This is a genomic window from Vibrio sp. A2-1, assembly GCF_021728355.1.
In the GTDB taxonomy this organism is placed as follows: domain Bacteria; phylum Pseudomonadota; class Gammaproteobacteria; order Enterobacterales; family Vibrionaceae; genus Vibrio; species Vibrio splendidus_K.
Window position 1 is genome coordinate 735,130 of sequence record NZ_JAKKCO010000002.1, and the last position, 17,053, is coordinate 752,182.

Here is a 17,053-nt window from a genome sequence, read left to right on the forward strand (position 1 = left end):
CTGCTGCTTCCTACTCTAATGCTTAGAAACAATTTTAATTCCATGAAAATTGAAGAATAAATTACAGTCGATAAGGGGGGCAAAGCTCAACGGCCAAAACGAGTTTTGATTGTCAGGAAGGTAATAGTTTAAAAAGGCAATTAGGTTATTACATGGATTAACATGTTCCCTCGCCATTATGTAATCGTAATTCCACCCCTTTTTTAAACCGTGTTTTCTTGTCGTCATATAACGACCGACCTTCCAAGCAATTCCGGGATCGGTAGGAATCAAAATAGACAGAGTGCCTCCTGGTTTTAACACTCGTAACCACTCTTTGATCACCAAATGAGGCTCGTATAGGTGCTCCAATATATGAGTTGCGATCACGCGATCAAAACTGTTGCTTTCAAAATCTAACTCACAAGCATTAGTTACGTTAAAAATGAGTTTGTCATAAGAATTGATACGACTGAGTTGCTTATCTGCTACTTCGAGTGCTGATGCATCACCATCACTAACAATGTATTCATCGAAGGTGTGTTTAACATGCAATAAGTGTTCACCAGTTCCAGAACCTACCTCTAATACTTTGGGGAAATGCTTATCTTCTCCGAATGGTCTTTCACACGCAATATGACCAGCCCTCATCACATACCCCGTGGTATTGCTCTCATAAACTCGTTCATCGTATTCATCACTGAAACGAGACAAATAATCTAGCCATTCCTTATCTTCATCCTTGCTTATTCTCATACCAGAATCCTATTCCAATGGTTTGTTATTACTGCATCTTAATATAGAAAGAATTCGCATCTCTCGCCGACCTCGTGACACGTTGTCGAGTATCAATCCACAGAAAAAAGACATCACCGCAATTAATGCAATCGAGCTAGACAAAATCGCAGTTGGCACCCTTTCTACCAGCCCGGTATCAACAAAATCTAAAATAACGGGAATCCCCAAGCTCAATGAGATGACACAAAACAACACAGACAATACGCCAAAGAAAAACATCGGCTTCACATCTCTCAATAAGAACAAGATAAAGTTGAGGATCTTCAGACCATCACTCAATGTATTCAATTTGCTAGCTGTTCCTTCCGGCCTAGATTGGTACTGAGTTGAGACTTCTTTAATGGACATATTATGATGTAATGCATGCACGGTGAGTTCGGTTTCAATTTGAAAACCATCACTAAAAATCGGGACTGATTTCACAAACCGGCGACTCATAATCCGATAACCCGAAAAAACATCACTTAATTGGGCGTTAAATCCCCGATTGATAAGTGAGGAGAACATTTTATTGCCGAAGATATGCCCTTTAGGATACGCACCTGAAGAGCGCTCTCGGCTTCCAATAATCATATCGAGCTTTTCATTATTTAATTGCTCGATCAAAGCCGGACATATAGACGCATCGTAAGTGTCATCACCATCTGCCATCACGTAAATATCAGCCTCAACATCAGAGAACATGCGCCTAACGACTTCTCCCTTCCCTTGACGAGACTCATGTCGAACAATAGCACCTGCTTGCATCGCCTCTTCTATCGTGTTGTCAGTTGAATTGTTGTCATACACATAAATAGTAGAATTAGGTAAAGCTTGTTGAAAAGAAATGACCGTTTTTCCGACCGCACCTGCTTCGTTATAGCACGGGAGTAACACGGCAATGGTTTGGTTTTTCATGAACTCCCCCTAACTCTAAAGACTCGGTAACCGCTTTCAATGTTGTCGTGCACAACCTCCAACCAAGTTGGAGTATCTGAGCTGTATAATTTATTGATAAACGCCTCATCTCCCGCCGAACCCTTTAGAATCAATAAATGAGGATCATTGCCAACAACAATAATATCTACGCTTTTATCTATAATCTTCCTTTCAACTAACCCGAGATCTTCCTCTAGCATCACCTCAATAAGAAACCTATTCCCGACAATATTTCGATGATAAGGAGCGGCAATAATGCTGTTATTTGTCTTTGCTAATACAGGAGCCCCAGTTTCTATTCCAGAGAGAATGGTTTGTGAGTTGATATCGTTATCTTTTAGTACTTTATAGATATTCAGCGATTCTTTCTCTTCATCAAGAGTAGTTGTAATTTCCTCTGTTGGCGACAAAGCGAGAATGACAAATGCTACAGCTAACGGTGCGCCAGAAAAAATGACTGTAGCTTTTAAGATTGAAGAGCGAATGTAATCTGACAACTGCAGAACAACATATGCTTGAAGAGGAGCAGCTAACACAAAGCACAATCTCATGACCCTAATCTGCCAAAAAATCGCAAGGGCTAGATTAAACAGAAAAATGAGATACAAAATTGTGCAATGGTCGTTTTTATTCTTAAAAAGTGGGTACAACGTGGCTGGAACAACGAGTAAAGCATAATTCTCTATAGAGAAAAAACCGTGACTCGTGATGTATCTAGCGATCGATTTTGCTTCTGTAACTTGGTCAAGCCAATAAAATTTTAGAATCGGAGGGTAATCAATCAACAAAGCACTGCTGAGTGACGGATAAAGCACTCCAACCGGGATTAAAAATAAAATGCCCAGAAAAACGAACAACAAGGCTTTTTGCAACAGCTTCTTACCTTCATTAATGAATCTATGGTAAGTATTAACAAAGAGCCAACCACAAAAGAAAAGAATAATGAGAACAAATGATATTTCGTCGTACTTAAAAGCAAGAAACTCATCGTAAGGCCGGTTTAATAAAACCGCACAAGCGCTAAATAAAGCAGAACTCGCATACAACTTAGAAACATAACTAAACCACTCGTGGCGAAAAAGACCGCAATACACGGTGTAAATAGCGAAGAAAAACATAAATAACAATACATTATCTAAACCAGTCCACAACGATAAAGACAGGATAATTGATTGAGCATAAACACGCCATGAGTGATTCATCTGGCGATGATTCACAGGTGTTAAAGCTAAAAATAGGGCTGCAAAGATAAGCTGAATATTATGATGGTCAATAGAACCCGGTAAGAAGTGAATAATTGAAGGGGAGGAGATAGCAAACATCATGCTAATAAAACGATATTTGTCGCCGAATAAATGTTCACTTAAATAAAAGCATGACAATGCAAAAATCAGTAAATAAAGTAATGGAACAATCGATATTGAAATCGTATACGCAACACTATCATCGGCGACTAGTAATAGTGGAAAAGCGACTAGCGATAACATTAGGTCAGGGAAGCGAGACCAATGGATTATAATACCATCAGCGGGATTAAAGTTACTCATCGGTTCAAGATACCAATGACCATTCTTCATCCACTCTTGAAACTGAACAAAACGCATATAATCGTCATTATCATTCAGGTTGAGTATTGAAACGCTTTCCCACTTGTAAATAAATATCGCGATGGCACAAACTAGCCAAATTGCAGAAATAACAACGATATCTTTGTTAAAACTCTCATTTTTAGGCAATATGAATATCCTTTTCATTGAGCCAAAGTCAAATTATTACTATTCCATCTCTCTCACTTCTGCTAACGCTCTGTTTAAGTTTTCATTTGCTACTTTGTAATAAGATGATTTTTTATCGATAGCTTGTTGTAAATATGGAACCGCCTGATCAGGTTTTCCTTGTAAGATCAGGAAATATCCAACATTATTCAACGCTTCCGGTGCATCCATATGCCTCATGAACACGTTGGTTGCCTTCTTAATATCCCCAGAAGCTAAATAAATAAGCGCCAGATTATTCTGAGCTTTTTCATTATTCGGCTCTAACTCTAAAGCTGAACGCGTGTACTGATACGCTTCCTTGTAGTTACCGTACATATAATGAGAGTAGCCCATATTCAACAAAGCTTTGACTGAGCTTTTATCTATCGTCAGTGATTTTTTAAAGTACTCTTGTGCGATCTGATGCTTTCCGTCAACATCTTCCAATACACCAATTCCCATATAAGCTAGCGCTGGAGACATACTATCGACCTTCAAACTGGCCACTTCACTTTGGTTCAATGCTTGGTAGTTTTGGATAGTTTCACTGCTTTTTAAACGAACTTGGTCTGAATTAATCGCTTTAAAGAAATAACTACGTCCTTCATCTGTGCGACGTTGTTTGGTGTATAGAACGCCTAACTGCTCCAACACTTCTGTGTGGGCAGGGTTAAAATCTAGCGCAGCAAGGTAAGCTCTCTCGGCCAACGCATAATTACCGCGAGATGAATGTATTTGGCCAATAGTGAACAGGGTTTTATCGTGAAACTCTTTTTCAGGGAAAGACAAAGAGCGTATGTATTCATACAACGCCAAGTCTATGTTGTTGTCTCGCAGAGCAATGTCACCGCGCATAATTGCTTCTTTCTCATTAAGAGGTGGCTCATCGCTAGTTAAAGTATCGATTGGCTTACCGGAATACAATTCTGCATCAAATTGATTAGTTGGTTCATCAGAAGAAGCACAACCGAGTAGCAAAACTGGCAATAAAAGAAGAAGAAACTTATTGTAGAAAATCATAAACTTGCTCCCGGCGCACTTAATGCGTCCATTACAATCAAGAGTCCAGGGCCAAGTGCAACAATGAAAAAGCAAGGCCAAATAAATATCAACATGGGAAATAACATTTTAGTCGGTATTTTCGCCGCGATTTCTTCAGCGGCTTGCTGACGCTTATCTCTAAAGTCTTCGGTATAGTCACGGAGCGTTTGCGCTAAACTTCCGCCCATTCTCGATGCATGAGAAAGCAAAGAAACCAAACCTTCCAATTCGACTAAACCGGTTCGTTCAATAAGCTGCCTAAGCGCATCAGGCATAGTGACGCCAGCTTGGATTTTGGCAAACACAGTCTCTAGTTCATCCGCAAGCTCCGGCTGAGAAATATAGAGTTCTGATGCAACACGTCCAAGAGCTGCATTAAAGCCAAGTCCTGATTCAGTACATACAACAAGAAGATCAAGCGCATCAGGGACGCCGTTTCTGATTTTTTTCTGACGCTCTTTTTGTAGCTTACTTAGAATAATATTAGGTGTGAATGTGCCAAGAAAAACACAGGTCATGATGAGTAAATTATTATAATCTCCGCCCAACGCTATGTAATAAACCATAAAGCCCGCGACGATACCTATCAAGCTAGATAAAACCTTCAACGCATAGAAAACCGATAACGAACTCTTCTCATGGAACCCGGCATGCATCAACTTTTCCGAGTAAGTTTCATTATCTTTTTTATTACCTTTACTTATAAAAGGGCTTAATGATTCTAACGTATTGGAAAAGTCGTATGGTTTTCTGCCAGTCGGTGCCCCGTCTTCTGATATCTGTCTCAGTTTCTTGTCCAAAGGAGAACGAGCTCCTAAAAATAGAAATCCAAGCGTTAGTGTTAACAAGACTGTTGTAAGCAAAATCATCGAATAGATAACCATCTGAGAGCTAACTCCAAAGTCTGCTAACATCTGCTTCCAAACTTCAATATTTAATAATTCCATAGGTTAAATCTCTATGCTGATGATCTTTTTAATCCACAAGGCTCCGATAGCCAAAAGAACAATACCGACACTGACCATCGAGAGACCGCGAGGATCTTTATAGAGTGGCTCTATATACTCGGGGCTAGCGACCCTTAAGGCGAAGAACAAACCAAATGGGGATAACGTTAAGATCCATGCTGATAAACGACTTTCAGCAGAGAGCGTTTTGATTTTTCTTTCCAGTTTAAAACGCGCTCTCAGTACTTCAGATACCTTTTGCAGGTTTTCAGATAAGTTACCCCCAGTCTCTTTTTGCAACATTACGGCACTAGAAAATGCCAACATTGAGACGGTTGGTACTCGTTCTGTCATCTGTAGAATCGCTAAGCGTAAGTCATAACCATAGTTAAGTAGGTTATAGGTATTTTTAAATTCAATACCGATTGGATCTGGAAGTTCTTCGCCAACTTCATTGAATGATTGGACGAGCGGTTGTCCTGCTTGCAATGCGCGTCGAATAATATCTAAAGCCTCAGGAAGTTGTTCCTCAAATCGAGCCATTCGGTAAGTCACTCGATTTTGCACAAATAGATAAGCGATAACCCAAACAAAAATGAACGCCGCGACACTAATGAACCATACTTGGTTCGTCATTATCGATATCAACGTGAGTGACACACCACAAAGAGAAACAATAAGTAAGAACCTGCTTAACGTCACTTTCATACCGGCTAGTTCCAACATTTTTTTCAAGCCAGCGAAGAAAGAAATAACGATGAGCTTACGATCTAGCGGGGACAGCTCTTTGTTATAGTGTTCTTTGAGTAATGACAAACTCTCTGCATCGATATTACGTTGCGTCTCTTTCAAACGTCGAGACAACTCTTTGTGCTTCGCTTTTTTCCCTGCAGCAGGGAGCAACAAAGCTTGAGAGATAAAAAGCACCGCAATGAATAATAGACCTAATGAAACGCTTACATTGTCCATAATCTCTCCTTAACCTTTGGTCTCACTAAAGAGCTCGAAAGGCAGGTCGAGTCCACGTTTGACTAACTGGTCATGGTATTGAGGAACGACCCCCGTTGCCGTGAAATAACCGATAATATTGCCGTCTTCATCAATACCTTTACGCTGAAAACGGAATATTTCCGACATAGTGATCACCTCACCTTCCATGCCGTTGATCTCTTGGATACTCACCATACGACGCTTACCATCTTCTTGGCGTTCCATTTGAACAACAAGGTGGATAGCCGAAGCAATCTGAGCTCGTAAGTTTTTGGTTGATATGTTCCACCCTGCCATCGAGAACATGTTTTCGACACGACTTAAGGCATCACGGGGGGTATTCGCGTGAATGGTCGCAAGAGAACCATCATGACCGGTATTCATCGCCGCTAGCATGTCAACGGCTTCGCTACCTCGCACCTCCCCAACCACGATTCGGTCTGGTCGCATACGCAAGGTATTTTTAACCAATTCGCGCTGACTGATTTCTCCCTTGCCCTCTAGGTTCGCAGGGCGGGTTTCTAAGCGAATAACATGAGGTTGTTGCAGTTGTAATTCGGCTGAGTCTTCTATGGTAATAATTCGTTGGTCTCGCGGAATGAAACCAGAAAAGATATTAAGTGTGGTTGTTTTCCCTGACCCCGTCCCTCCTGAAATCAATATATTGAGCTCACCTTTCACTGCAGCCTCCACAAACTTAGCCATTTGAGGCGAGACTGAGTCGTAGCCAATTAAGTTATCCATAGTCAAACGATCGACTGCAAAACGACGGATCGAAACTGAAGGGCCATCAAGAGCTAAAGGAGGGATAATTGCATTAACACGTGAGCCATCAACTAAGCGGGCATCTACCATAGGTGATGCTTCATCTATTCGTCGACCAACCTGGCTTACTATTCGATCGATAATGTTTCTAAGGTGACGATCATCAAGAAAGGTATAAGGCGTTTTCTCGAGTTTACCTCGGCGTTCGACATAAACACTTTTTGGGCCGTTGACCAATATATCCGATACAGTTTGATCAGCTAATAAGGGCTCCAACGGACCAAGGCCAAAAACTTCATCTTCTATCTGTTTGATGACCCGTTTACGACCTTCTGCGCTGAGTGCATGACTACCATCATCAGCCATCAACTGAACGATAGCTTCATGCAAATCTAGCTTGGCGCGCTCTTTCTCCAAGCTAGAAAGTAATCCTAAGTCTAACGTTTCAAGTAGCTGCTTGTGAAAGAAGTGTTTGATTGATAATTCTTGCTCCAGTACTTTTCGAGCTTCATCAATCGCTTTTTCCTTTTCAACGCTCGCTTCTGTCCGAGAGTTACTGGACGTCTCAACACTTGATAAACGTTCAACAGGATTGGCATCTTCTGAATCATGCGAAATCTGTTCTACTTTTTTTTCAAACTCTGGATTTACATTTTTTCGTTTAAAGAACATCACAATCCCTCGTGTTTACTTTTCACCAACCCATTATGAAAACAACTTTTTCAGCCACCCTTTCTCTTCCTGCTCTGGTGGTGAAAGAACATGAGATAAGTCGATGATAGAGCGAGTAATAGAGCTTTTTTTTCTCGACTGAACTAACGGCTGCCCCAAATTGGCACTCTCTAGCGCGACTTTAAAATCATTTGGCATAAGGTGTATATCGTGGTTGCCCACTGCTTGTTCAATGTCTTTCAACTTAATTGAATGTCGCTTTTCATAACGGTTGAGAATGACCTCTATTGAGTCACTTTGTAAGCCGTACTCAAATTTCAGAGATTTAATTAGTCGGCTTGTGTTTTTTACTGACACTAAGCTCTGTTGCAAAACCAAAAGTACTTTAGTCGCTGGTGATATTGCTGATGCAAATACGTGATCTAGGCCTCTAGATAGGTCAATGATCACATAAGGGTAGAAACGACGTAGAATTGGAAGTAATCTGCCAATTTTCTGAGCCTGCTCGAAATCATCAGCGTTATTTTCATGTTTAAAGCTTAGAACATGGAGACCTGATTCGTGTTTATTTACCAAAGAGCCCAAAGACATTTCATCCAAATCATTCGAATTGTTGATCGCATCCGAAACGCTATAAGTCGGTACTATGTTCAAATAGTCTGGAATCACGCCAAACTGAAGATCGATATCGAGTAAAAGAACTTCATTAGGGTGTTGAGTGGCCATCTCAATGGCAGTATTTAGCGCCAAGGTGGTTGCCCCCATCCCTCCTTTGGTATTCAAAAACAAGATAAACTCTCCGTAACTGGAGTTTTCAAGCTTTTCGGAAGCGGTTTTCTTCAATAATGGAAGTAAATCCGATAGAGTCACATTATGAGACAGAAAATCTGAAGCCCCTAAGCGAAGTGCGATTTTTAATGATCCATTATCACTTTCATCACCGAGCACAACTAAAGACAAATCCTTGTCTTCTAAAGACAAATCATACCCTTGCAACTCAACCATTTTTTGCGCCCAACTCCCATTAGCTTCAACGAAAATAAGCTCTGGGACATCTGCACTTTTTAGGTATTCCTCACTCATTGCCGCAAGAGAAAACGACGTTACATGAACATTTCGGCATTTTTTTAGTTCTTTACTCATATGCGAATGAAAGCCGTCAGTACTGTAGACTAACCAAACCTTTAGATTCGTTCTTAAACGCGTCATATCCTTATCGTTTTCATTCGGCGTTATTTTGATCGCTTCCCCCATACCGCTACTCCTGTAATAAATAACTTATGGACACCGATTCCTTTTTTCAGAGTCCGCCCTAACCACACCCAAGCTTTCAGCTGGTAATATTGTTTCAAACGCAGGGGCAGCAAGAAATCCATTCTCTCCTAGAAAGCTTAGGTTACTGATTAACTGAATGCCATAACCCGTAGCTCTAGCACGTACAAACTTAATACTGCCAAAGTTAGCTTCAAAATCAGAAGCAATCTCTCCCCCGCTCGCGTCTAAGTAAGCCACTTCTAAGTTAGCATTAGTAAATCCAACAAGAGGAATATCATCCACCACCATTCCCGCAATATTGTCTCTATCTAGGACGTAACATACCGTCGCTAACCTAGCAGCCTTCCTAGTCGCTTCACTGACCATTTGCAGCGAAAATATATAGGCACCTAACGCTAAAATGAGGAAGAGCAGCAGAAAAATTAATGATGAGACCAAAGTGAACTCAATAATGGCAAGCCCTTTGGTTCGTCTTTTAAGTCTTATCATCACAGCACCCTCATCACTGAAGTCACACTTAATGGAACAGCAAAACTCTCATTCGAAAAAGGGATAGACAAAAAGAGTGGAACATAATCATACGTCACACTAACTCGTACATAACTGTCGCCTGAAGGCGGGGTTACGGTCACATCCGATGTCGTCAATGAAGATAATACAGCTGTTCCTGCGCTGTTCTGACCATAGACCACGACATTCTGAATTTCAGACGTCGGTGCGATGGTTCCACCAATGGTTCCATACACTTCACTAACCGCATAACGAGCGCCATTCTGCACTGACTTCGATATCACATTGTAATGAACAAGAATATTGCCAAGCTCTAGAACTAAGACTAGAAAAAACAGTAAAACGGGAGTCGCGATGACCATCTCTACGGCAGCAAACCCCTGTTGAAATTGATTAGATGGCTTCATGATCAAGATTCCCCACTATTGGGGTCCTTATACAGAACAATCTTATAAGTCCCTTCCGTTGTCGACGTTGTACTACCAGATCCACCAGCAACACTGCAAGAGTGGATAAACTCACCAAAAACGGCGGGTGTACCTGAGTTGTTAGTTGGAGCTTTTTGTAACAAGAAAAAGCAGCCAATTTTGTTTACGGTAAAGTCAGTTGCACCACCACTTTTACCTGAGCAATCAACCATAGGAATGGGTAAAATACGACGCCAAGCAACACCATTAGATGCACACCCGGAACCACCGTTTGCTATACAGGCGTTGGTATCTGACTCATATTGAGCATAGGTATAACTTCCGTCAGAATCTATATCTCCCGTACCTGCATCAATCGTTATTTCATTGGTAGGTTCTGTGGTTACATAATCTGAAGGGTAATCGGATGCCGATAAGCCACCACCATAATCGCCAAAACGAGTATTCAAACCATCGCCTGTGGGGCCAACCGTGCCACCTGGTTTGGTCGTGATATCTTCACCAATTTTGACTGGCTGGTCATAGCTACCACCTAAACCTTCTTTGACGGTTTTACCACCGGAACCGAAATCCAACAGATGATAATTACCGTTGCCCATTTCTGACAAGCTACTGTCACCCACCTTCAATGCGTGGACCGTTCCGACTTCATATCCAAATACATTAACTATCTCTTCGCCTGTCACATCGTGATAGCCATCTTCTGGGTCAATATCGTTATCCGAAGTGCCATCACCAATACACACCCCAATGGGTACAACGTTATTAACTACATCTTGCCCAGAGCTTGGCCCAGCAACGGCACTTGCCGATACTTCCTTATCAAGACCAAACATATGAATGAAAAATTCATCCATCTCTAGTGCATCTACGCGAACTCGCACATAAACATCATCACTTGCACCGAACGTCGCCGTGCCAGTAAAATCTTGTGGGTCATTCGAATAATCAATGCTTATAGAAGCGGTCGAGAAATCAATTTCTTGGTTCCCTGTTGAAGCCGCCATGGCATTGAGCGCCGTACCGACTTCTGCATCCACCGCGTCTTTATCTTTGCTATTGTCTAATATGGTTGCGGCAGCCAGCGCTGCAGAATCAACCGCATTTTGTAAGCGCGTTTTATTTACAACCATATGGTTTATGTCTACAGCTAGCGCTGAGACCGCTAGAAAAACCAACAAGGCAGCAGTAATCATCACCACAACTAAGCCTTGTTGTTTTTTAGGGCTTTGTGATACTCGATACAACATATGAGTACCTCCAGATTTAGTTAAAATCTTCTAAGATCTGGCTACTACTTCCGGACAGATCGTTTTCACCTTTGCCAACATATCTGTCGTAACCAGTCTGCATCCGCTCCCCTGTACCATCAGGTACTTCGAGTAAATTCTCTTGGGTAGCATTAGGGTTATACGTTTGCTCTGTTTTCACTAGTGCCACCGAATGCCCTAAACGAGCATCGTTCGCACAGCCAACTAATAACATTGCGAGAAAGATCATCATTATTTTAGTCATATCATCCCCTTATAAATCATGCCCAAATGAGCCTTCGCTACCACCATCAGTCGGTGATATATCCTGTGAAGCTTGAGATTGCTCTGAATCAGATTCAGACGGTTCAGCTATGTAAGCGCCTCGGCCTAATAAGTAATATTCCAAATCATTAGGGTCAACAAAAGCATCTGTGGGTAAGGTCACTTTGCTTCTATCAATAGGCTTTGCCAACCTCGGAGTTACTAAGATTACTAATTCAGTTTCTCCAGATATGTACTCTTGGCTGTTAAAAAGTTGGCCTAAAATCGGCACATCTCCAAAACCTGGCATCTTGTTACTGATGTCCCTAACATTCTCACTCAACAACCCCGCAATACCGATAGTTTGTCCATCGGCTAGCTCCAGTGTTGATGACGCGCTACGTCGAGTAATAGGTGGGATAAAATAAGTCGCATTTGTGGTACCCGGATCAATGGTCAATGAGCTGGTATTGGCTATCTCACTAACATCAACGGCTAGATTTAAATTGATTTTTTTGTCACTGAGTACCGTCGGTATAAACTTAAGCCCTACACCGTATTCTTTGTATTCAATGGTAATGCCATCTTCGTCTGGCACAGGGATAGGAAATTCACCACCCGCTAAAAACTCAGCCTTAGAACCACTTAATGCGGTTAAGTTAGGTTCAGCCAATACCTTAGCGACCCCGTTTTGTTTTGCTACGTCCAGTGCGAAAGTAAACAGAGTATTACTATCAATGAAAGACCCTAAAATGCCGTAGTCCGTCGACGTGGGAATATTGAAGATAGGCGTAGCTCCTAATACTCCGGCAGGTACAGAAGACGCCCCCCAAGAAAAGTCAGAACCACTGGTTTGGAAAAAATGGAAGTTCGCATCAAACTTTCTCACTAAGCTTCTTTGAACCTCGGCAACCGTCACCTCTAACATAACCTGTTGCGCGCCACCTATAGACATCAGGTTAATAACACCTGTCGCTGCAGCTTGTTCACTGCCGCTTTCTTTGGATTCGTCAGCAGCCTGCCCTGATGAATAAGTTTCCGCGATTCGCATCGCCATATTCATTTGTTGCTGGTTACTGACCTGACCACTCAGCAACAAACGGTTCTGCGCGCTGTGCACTTCAATAGTTTCATCAGGAAGAAACTCATACAATTTAGCTTTGAGGCTATTAAGATCATGAGTAACCTCAATATTAATAGACTCGATCAACTGACCTCGTGAATCCCAAGCCATTAGGTTTGTCGCACCTAATTTTTTGCCGATTAAGAACAATTCATTTGATTTTAAAATTACAATATCTAAGACTTCAGGATCACCAAGAGAAACCTTCGCCGCTTTTCCCGACAGCACCACATGCGTAGATTTATGATGTGGAACCGTGACTGTTTTTCCCGTCTGTAACGCCGCAACACTGGCCGTCGAAAAACAAATCAGGCTCAAAACACACGCAATTAATATTTTCATATTTCACCTCAATCCTTGACGCGCACATTAGATGTTTCTGTACCTTTGATAATGGTGACACTTGGTCTAGGCACATATCGACGAACCACTTTTTTCTCAACTTCATGTGGGTTTCTCAAAGTCAGCTGAATGCTGCCTTTGCTTTTAGCCGTGAGAAGTTTCTCGGCCTCTTTCGGCGTCATCTCAAGAGTTACCGCTCGTACAATAATCGGACTGTTTTCTTTCGTTTTAGCTGTTTGGTCTACAGCCAAAACCTTAATATCTTTAAGAACGGTTTGAGTCGCTGCAGAGTTTTTTCCGTAAGAAACGGTATTGAGAATATCAACCTTATTCCCAGGTAATAAGAAACCGGCCACACCAATAACATCATCAACACGTATCGTTACCGCACGTTTATTTTCAGGGATAAGAGCGGCAAGTGTTGACCCTTCTCCTGGTACAGTAAATCGTAACTTGTGAAGCACCTCTCCGGCATAGATAGTATTCGCAACAACCTTGCCAATCAGATCCGCTTTATCCGAATAGTTATTTTCATTAATCCAATCAACTTCCATCAACCGAGTAGTTAAGAACTGATCTTCGATAATGGTTCCGGCTTCAATTTCTTGTGATGCGACAACAACGGGGTGACGCTCAACCGTTTCAACTTCAACGGTTGGCTGAACTTGATCATCCATCCACTGCTTAGCAAAAAATACAGCCGCCAAGCCGAATACTACGGACAGTAAAAACAGTAGGAAAACTTGACTCTTATTCATTATTCTCTTCCTCGTGTCCATCAGAGGTAAAATAGACTTCCCATGCCATGGAAAGAATATCGAATGTAATAACAGGTGGGAGTTGCTCAAACGAAAGAATGTCTTTGCTTATACCAACGAGATCTTTCGGCAAACAAGGGAAAAGTGGTACCTTAAGAAGCGTGTGCATTTGAGACAAACGCTCAAAGAAACCATCTTGAAGCTCTACCTCTTTATCAGCGACGACGCTCATCCATAAAGCTTCATAATCTCGCTGATTCAACGGCTTGAATTCAATTTTATAACCTAAACGACGTAAAAATGCAGGGTCGCTTATTTTCTTGGGATTTAGATTGGTAGAAAAGGCAAGCGTTAGAACAAACGGCATCGTGATTTGCTGGCCATTAGGTAGCGATAAATAATCAAAGGAATATTCCATTGGTACAATCCAACGATTAAGCAAAGCATCGACAGGCATGGGCTGACGACCAAGGTCATCAATGATAAAAATCCCATTATTTGCCATCATTTGTACAGGCGCTAACCAAACACGACTGTTCTCAGAATGATTAACTTCAAGCATATCCATAGTCAGTTCTCCACCCACCTGAATATTCGGCCTTTCACAATTAAGCCAACGCTTGTCGTATTGATCTTTGAGGGAAATACTCTGATCGCTGCCATTACTATCCAACGGTTTATGATGTTGTGCGGAAAATACCTTAATGATATTACCTAATGCATAAACGGCATAAGGAATGAAAACAGACGTATGCAGCGCATTGACAATACGTGAAGCTACAAATGTTTTACCCGTCCCCGCATGCCCATACAGCAACAAGGCACGCCCGGAATTGATTGCTGGCCCCAATACCGAAATCATTTTGTCGACACCATATACATCATTCAGTGCTGCTTCGACATGTGGCCGAGTCACTAGCTCTGCTCTTAGATCCTGCTGCTTGACCACATCACTATATTGAGTAAGTGAAACGGGGGCAGGACCTAAATAAGCATCACGTTTAAAGGCAAGATCAGCTTCTTCAAGTCCTTTCTCAGAAAGGGAATAGCGAACGTGACTATGAGATGCAGATGAGAGAGAAAGGTTAGAGGTTGGTTGAAAAACTTCAATCAATGACTTTGTTCTCAACACAGCCAACGCACTTTCAACAATATGTGTCACAACACACAAATAGTTAGAAAGCTCTAAAACATCCGACTTGGGGTAGGCTGACAGGTGCTTCAACACAAGGTTTTCTATAACAACTTCAGGAACACCCAGCATATCAATAGATGTAGGAACGGCTGGGGCTGAAATTTGAGGCTTCAAAGTTGTTGGAGCAGTACGCCCTATAATATCCATATATTATTCCTCTCCATGAAGCTAACCAACAACAGATTTAAGTAAAGTAGCTATACATCGCCAATCCCATGACAACAGAGGGTGCAAAAGGCATCGTCACCTTATTTGAATACCTAGCGTGCAAACTCGCACTTTCATCTAATACTGGTGCCACTCCACCAAGCACAATCAGCTTATTTTCAAAATAGCCTTTGATGCTAAGACTGTTCGAGTTGGAAAAGTTATATAGCAGGTAGAAAGTCCCGATCACTCCAGAAGAGAGTAAGATAAAATACGACGCATCAAGTAATTGTCCCCACCCGAGATACATCCCCACAATACCTAATAATTTCACATCTCCTGCAGACATAGCTCTTAAAAAATATAAGAGTAATCCAAAACAAAAAAACACCACGAATCCAATGAAGGACATTAAAAAAACATCAAAGGTGTAACTGCGGTTAAACATTGATAAAAAGTACGCAAACAAAAACAGTATCAACATTTTGTTTGGTATACGATGTTTCTCAACATCGTATACCGAAACTGCAATTAGCAATGCCCAAAAAACTGAAGGCTCATTAATCATATATTCTATTTATACACTCGATATAATGCTTTGAAATTTAATCAGTAAGGCTGTTGCCATCCCAGAAAAAACCAATCCAACAGCAAGAACAAGCGAGGCTGCACCAATCACATACTCAACGGTAGTTAACCCCGATTGTCGTTTCCGTCTATTGTCATTCATAACGTCAACCACTAACCAACGTTGGCAACAATAGCGTTCAGTTTAGTTGACAACGTATTTCCCAAACCTGAAAATACAGTTGTTAAACCTAATACTAACAACGCCGCACCGATTACGTACTCGATAACAGTCAACCCTTCTTCATCTTTCATGAATTCTTTACAATTATTCAAAAACTTATCCATGAGAACCTCTCCTTGATTTACGTATCAGGCTTTGTTTACCTGTAAACTAAATCTAGAGGTGAGAGATATATTCGGTTAGGATTTTTTTGCCATTCACTTGCACTTTTTTGTGGTACTTCTAATCTAATTGTTACGTATAGTAATTTAGCTAAATTTAAACCCACATTTAAATATGAAATAGAGTTGGTATTTATATGAAAGTAGTAACACCTTTATTATCAGATAAGGATAGTGACTTTAACGCTGTTATTATCAATAAAATAAGCCACTACTTTCCTATTGAAAACTTTGGACAAGATATATCTATAATCAGTAACTTAGATGTAAGGTTAGTGTTTTTTATATTGAATAAGCCAGATAAACTTCAACTACTTACAATGGCTTTAGCTATTTGCGAGAACCTAAATAAAAGAATAGTTCTTATTTGCTCAGACCCGTTACCTAATATCGTTCGAAATCATAAGAATATATTCTTTATTATCGAAACAAACAGTAAACATCTGACCAGTACATTCGAAGAACTTAAGAGTAAAACACAGCATATCTTCGAGCCTCATTTTGATCTCGACCGAGATACAAACAACAACAATCAATTACCTGCAAAGTTGTTTACCTCTGAAGTCGTTAACTTCGTTATGGACAACATCAACAAAGAAATCAGAGAAACAGAAATCGCAGAAAAGTGTCATTGTTCAACAACCTACTTTTCTAAGAAGTTTCATCTACACTTTGGGGTAAGCTTTAGAGACTTTGTGTGCGATAAACGAATCCTGTTAGCCAAAAAGTTAATCGAAGCCGATACCGAATCAAAAATAGCTGTTATTTCTTACCAATGTGGATACAAGGATGTGTCGTATTTTTCAAGAATCTTTAAGAAAAGGACCGGAGTAACACCCGCAAGTTACAGACGTGCCTGCACGGATAACAGAAAACGCTAATTTTACTCCCTAAAAGAAAAAATCATGGTACATTTAACATG

The 17,053-nt window shown here is 41.0% G+C and carries 17 protein-coding genes and 1 pseudogene; 1 reads left to right on the forward strand and 17 read right to left on the reverse strand.

Annotated features, from left to right (window positions below; translation table 11 throughout):
• Window positions 1–15 precede the first annotated feature (15 nt).
• From L3V33_RS10905 to L3V33_RS10985, 17 genes and pseudogenes are all read right to left on the reverse strand, one after another.
• Window positions 16–735: a class I SAM-dependent methyltransferase gene (locus L3V33_RS10905; RefSeq protein WP_114633950.1), complete on the reverse strand. Its 720-nt coding sequence runs from the start codon at window positions 733–735 to the stop codon at window positions 16–18.
• Window positions 736–744: 9 nt separating this feature from the next.
• Window positions 745–1,674 carry a glycosyltransferase family 2 protein gene (locus tag L3V33_RS10910; RefSeq protein WP_114633951.1) on the reverse strand — a complete coding sequence of 310 codons (930 nt, stop codon included), beginning with the start codon at window positions 1,672–1,674 and terminating at the stop codon, window positions 745–747.
• The gene (locus L3V33_RS10915) at window positions 1,671–3,449 is read right to left on the reverse strand and encodes a hypothetical protein (RefSeq protein WP_237290373.1); all 1,779 of its coding nucleotides are present in this window, start codon (window positions 3,447–3,449) and stop codon (window positions 1,671–1,673) included. The genes L3V33_RS10910 and L3V33_RS10915 overlap by 4 nt, the downstream gene beginning before the upstream one ends.
• Window positions 3,450–3,470: 21 nt before the next feature.
• Complete coding sequence (locus L3V33_RS10920; protein WP_146454875.1) at window positions 3,471–4,472, reverse strand: tetratricopeptide repeat protein; 1,002 nt, start codon at window positions 4,470–4,472, stop codon at window positions 3,471–3,473.
• Entirely contained in the window at window positions 4,469–5,440 is a 972-nt protein-coding gene (locus tag L3V33_RS10925) for a type II secretion system F family protein (protein ID WP_017080031.1), read from the reverse strand. Before L3V33_RS10925 ends, L3V33_RS10920 begins: the two co-directional genes overlap by 4 nt.
• A 3-nt stretch (window positions 5,441–5,443) precedes the next feature.
• On the reverse strand, window positions 5,444–6,409 hold the full coding sequence (locus L3V33_RS10930) for a type II secretion system F family protein (protein WP_114633953.1): 966 nt from the start codon (window positions 6,407–6,409) through the stop codon (window positions 5,444–5,446).
• A 9-nt stretch (window positions 6,410–6,418) separates the two neighbouring features.
• Window positions 6,419–7,867 carry a CpaF family protein gene (locus L3V33_RS10935; protein WP_029222298.1) on the reverse strand — a complete coding sequence of 483 codons (1,449 nt, stop codon included), beginning with the start codon at window positions 7,865–7,867 and terminating at the stop codon, window positions 6,419–6,421.
• Between the two features lie 33 nt (window positions 7,868–7,900).
• On the reverse strand, window positions 7,901–9,121 hold the full coding sequence (locus L3V33_RS10940) for an AAA family ATPase (protein WP_237290374.1): 1,221 nt from the start codon (window positions 9,119–9,121) through the stop codon (window positions 7,901–7,903).
• 24 nt (window positions 9,122–9,145) lie between these two features.
• Window positions 9,146–9,631 carry a TadE/TadG family type IV pilus assembly protein gene (locus L3V33_RS10945; protein WP_237290375.1) on the reverse strand — a complete coding sequence of 162 codons (486 nt, stop codon included), beginning with the start codon at window positions 9,629–9,631 and terminating at the stop codon, window positions 9,146–9,148.
• Complete coding sequence (locus L3V33_RS10950; RefSeq protein ID WP_029224629.1) at window positions 9,631–10,059, reverse strand: TadE/TadG family type IV pilus assembly protein; 429 nt, start codon at window positions 10,057–10,059, stop codon at window positions 9,631–9,633. The genes L3V33_RS10945 and L3V33_RS10950 overlap by 1 nt, the downstream gene beginning before the upstream one ends.
• A gap of 2 nt (window positions 10,060–10,061) precedes the next feature.
• Window positions 10,062–11,330 (reverse strand): TadE/TadG family type IV pilus assembly protein, encoded by a 1,269-nt coding sequence (locus tag L3V33_RS10955; RefSeq protein WP_171311773.1) that lies wholly within the window; start codon window positions 11,328–11,330, stop codon window positions 10,062–10,064.
• Between the two features lie 16 nt (window positions 11,331–11,346).
• A pseudogene (locus tag L3V33_RS10960) lies at window positions 11,347–11,642 on the reverse strand (hypothetical protein).
• Window positions 11,605–13,059, reverse strand: coding sequence for a type II and III secretion system protein family protein (locus L3V33_RS10965; protein ID WP_237290376.1), 1,455 nt, complete (start codon window positions 13,057–13,059; stop codon window positions 11,605–11,607). Before L3V33_RS10965 ends, L3V33_RS10960 begins: the two are co-directional and overlap by 38 nt.
• Before the next feature lie 8 nt (window positions 13,060–13,067).
• A complete protein-coding gene (gene cpaB / locus L3V33_RS10970) occupies window positions 13,068–13,817 on the reverse strand; it encodes a Flp pilus assembly protein CpaB (RefSeq protein ID WP_017080023.1) in 750 nt (249 codons plus the stop codon).
• On the reverse strand, window positions 13,810–15,159 hold the full coding sequence (locus L3V33_RS10975) for an AAA family ATPase (protein ID WP_081229529.1): 1,350 nt from the start codon (window positions 15,157–15,159) through the stop codon (window positions 13,810–13,812). Before L3V33_RS10975 ends, cpaB begins: the two co-directional genes overlap by 8 nt.
• A gap of 37 nt (window positions 15,160–15,196) precedes the next feature.
• Window positions 15,197–15,727, reverse strand: a complete 531-nt coding sequence (locus tag L3V33_RS10980) for an A24 family peptidase (RefSeq protein WP_114633960.1) — start codon at window positions 15,725–15,727, stop codon at window positions 15,197–15,199.
• 173 nt (window positions 15,728–15,900) lie between these two features.
• Entirely contained in the window at window positions 15,901–16,074 is a 174-nt protein-coding gene (locus tag L3V33_RS10985; RefSeq protein ID WP_114633961.1) for a Flp family type IVb pilin, read from the reverse strand.
• A gap of 194 nt (window positions 16,075–16,268) precedes the next feature.
• Here L3V33_RS10985 and L3V33_RS10990 point away from each other — a divergent pair, with 194 nt between their 5' ends.
• The gene (locus L3V33_RS10990) at window positions 16,269–17,012 is read left to right on the forward strand and encodes an AraC family transcriptional regulator (protein WP_114633962.1); all 744 of its coding nucleotides are present in this window, start codon (window positions 16,269–16,271) and stop codon (window positions 17,010–17,012) included.
• Window positions 17,013–17,053 lie beyond the last annotated feature (41 nt).

Coding starts and splice junctions, on each gene's coding strand:
- L3V33_RS10980 (WP_114633960.1), bottom strand. CDS start 15,727: ATGATTAATGAGCCTTCAGTTTTTTGGGCATTGCTAATTGCAGTTTCG.
- L3V33_RS10940 (WP_237290374.1), bottom strand. CDS start 9,121: ATGGGGGAAGCGATCAAAATAACGCCGAATGAAAACGATAAGGATATG.
- L3V33_RS10990 (WP_114633962.1), top strand. CDS start 16,269: ATGAAAGTAGTAACACCTTTATTATCAGATAAGGATAGTGACTTTAAC.
- L3V33_RS10935 (WP_029222298.1), bottom strand. CDS start 7,867: ATGTTCTTTAAACGAAAAAATGTAAATCCAGAGTTTGAAAAAAAAGTA.
- L3V33_RS10905 (WP_114633950.1), bottom strand. CDS start 735: ATGAGAATAAGCAAGGATGAAGATAAGGAATGGCTAGATTATTTGTCT.
- cpaB (WP_017080023.1), bottom strand. CDS start 13,817: ATGAATAAGAGTCAAGTTTTCCTACTGTTTTTACTGTCCGTAGTATTC.
- L3V33_RS10925 (WP_017080031.1), bottom strand. CDS start 5,440: ATGGAATTATTAAATATTGAAGTTTGGAAGCAGATGTTAGCAGACTTT.
- L3V33_RS10985 (WP_114633961.1), bottom strand. CDS start 16,074: ATGGATAAGTTTTTGAATAATTGTAAAGAATTCATGAAAGATGAAGAA.
- L3V33_RS10975 (WP_081229529.1), bottom strand. CDS start 15,159: ATGGATATTATAGGGCGTACTGCTCCAACAACTTTGAAGCCTCAAATT.
- L3V33_RS10955 (WP_171311773.1), bottom strand. CDS start 11,330: ATGTTGTATCGAGTATCACAAAGCCCTAAAAAACAACAAGGCTTAGTT.
- L3V33_RS10915 (WP_237290373.1), bottom strand. CDS start 3,449: ATGAAAAGGATATTCATATTGCCTAAAAATGAGAGTTTTAACAAAGAT.
- L3V33_RS10945 (WP_237290375.1), bottom strand. CDS start 9,631: ATGATAAGACTTAAAAGACGAACCAAAGGGCTTGCCATTATTGAGTTC.
- L3V33_RS10965 (WP_237290376.1), bottom strand. CDS start 13,059: ATGAAAATATTAATTGCGTGTGTTTTGAGCCTGATTTGTTTTTCGACG.
- L3V33_RS10930 (WP_114633953.1), bottom strand. CDS start 6,409: ATGGACAATGTAAGCGTTTCATTAGGTCTATTATTCATTGCGGTGCTT.
- L3V33_RS10950 (WP_029224629.1), bottom strand. CDS start 10,059: ATGAAGCCATCTAATCAATTTCAACAGGGGTTTGCTGCCGTAGAGATG.
- L3V33_RS10920 (WP_146454875.1), bottom strand. CDS start 4,472: ATGATTTTCTACAATAAGTTTCTTCTTCTTTTATTGCCAGTTTTGCTA.
- L3V33_RS10910 (WP_114633951.1), bottom strand. CDS start 1,674: ATGAAAAACCAAACCATTGCCGTGTTACTCCCGTGCTATAACGAAGCA.